Origin of the sequence: Acetoanaerobium pronyense (genome assembly GCF_017874355.1) — a bacterium.
Classification (GTDB): domain Bacteria; phylum Bacillota; class Clostridia; order Peptostreptococcales; family Filifactoraceae; genus Acetoanaerobium; species Acetoanaerobium pronyense.
Genome location: NZ_JAGGLI010000076.1, coordinates 1 through 1,726 on the forward strand (window position 1 = coordinate 1; position 1,726 = coordinate 1,726).

At 34.4% G+C, this 1,726-nt stretch carries 1 protein-coding gene; it reads left to right on the forward strand.

Annotated features, from left to right (window positions below):
- The first annotated feature begins 354 nt into the window (after nt 1–354).
- On the forward strand, nt 355–1,632 hold the full coding sequence (locus J2Z35_RS14535) for an IS110 family RNA-guided transposase (protein WP_330623516.1): 1,278 nt from the start codon (nt 355–357) through the stop codon (nt 1,630–1,632).
- Nucleotides 1,633–1,726: the final 94 nt, after the last annotated feature.

The following is a 1,726-nucleotide window of genomic DNA, read 5'->3' on the forward strand; positions in this document are numbered from 1 at the left end:
CTCCTCGTATAATATGTTTAGACCCAGTTTTTATGGTCTAAGCATATTTATTTTTTTCTTTAACTTACCAATTTTTAATTGAGATATCCTAATGCTAAAATAGACTTAGAATAATTAGCAAAGGATAATTCTTATTCTCCTTGCAAAACCTTTCGGTTATTGCCTAAAAAGCGTGCTTCCTAACTTAGTTATCATATTCTGCTTACTCAGATGCTGCATCTCTTTGACTAGCCCACAGCAAGGTATTTTTCAAAGATGAATGCTAATAGTGCGAGGTTGCAGTCAGTATCTAAGATTAGGATATCTCTTTTACTAATTGTTCAAACATACTCTTAAGTGAAAGGTGGTGATCTTGTGAAGAACAACCAAATGTCTACTTTATTTGTTGGTATTGATGTTAGTTCTAAAGCTAACGTTTTATGTGCTCTGGATTTTCAAGGGAATAAGCTTCTTAATCTAACGGCTCTGAATAACCAGCCTGGTGCTGAATCTATTTTAGATAGCATCCTAAACTGTTTGATTTCCAATAGCCTAAAATATGTTGTTATTGCCCTAGAATCCACTTCATTTTACAGTACACATATTGCTAACTTTCTTTCTTCTAGCGAAGAGATTCTATTTTTTAATCCTCTTGTATATTGCCTTAACCCTAAGTCTATTGCTAATTACAGAAAATCTTTTATTGATATGGATAAAACTGACCCCCTTGATGCTTTTGTTATAGCTGACTTTGCTAGATGTGGTAGAATCACATCCGAACCCTGGCGGGGAGCTCAATTCCTTGCACTGCAAAGACTCTCTAGACATAGACTTCATCTAGTTGAATGCATTACCAGAGAGAAGACGTATATGGTTTCTAACATTTATCTGAAGTTTAGTGAGTTAGCCGTTTTAGATAAGAATAACCAACCCTTTTCTAACACATACGGAGTTACTTCTGCTGCTGTTTTAACTGAATTCCTTTCTTTAGATGACATTACTTATTCATCTATTGAAGAACTTGTAGCATTTGTATCTGCTAAAGGCCGGAATCGTTTTAGTAATCCTTATGAGACTGCTAAGTTGTTACAAAAGGCTGCCAGAGATTCTTATCGCTTAGATAAGGTGTTGTATGAACCCTTAAATACTTCTATTGCTTCTTCTTTTAATGTTATCAAAGCCTTTGATGATGAAATCAAGACTATTGATAAGGCAATCGTAAAAACTATTAAAGGTATCAACACTACTGAATATCAATCACTTGTATCTATTCCTGGAATTGGTCCAGTCCTTGCAAGTGGTATCCTTGCAGAAATAGGTACTATTGCTTCTTTTGACTCTCACGATGCCTTAGCTAAGTATGCTGGTCTTACATGGAGAGTAAATCAGTCTGGTAATTACTCTTCTGACAATACTAGAATGACTAAGACTGGTAACAAATATCTTAGATATTACATCATAGAAGCTGCCAATAGTGTTAAAAACAACATTCCTGAGTACAAAAAATTCTATCTTAAGAAGTATGGTGAGGTTACTACTCACTGCCATAAAAGAGCACTCGCACTTACATCTCGTAAATTAGTTCGTTTGATTTTTGGCTTGCTGACTAAAAATCAAATCTACTCCAGCGATAAAGTTGGAGAGACACAATAAAATATTTCTCAATCTTTAACCTGTTTTTTTCATTGAAAATCATAGGTTCTATTTGCTTTGCCCTTCTTTAAATCTTTTGTACGTTTTCTTTAAA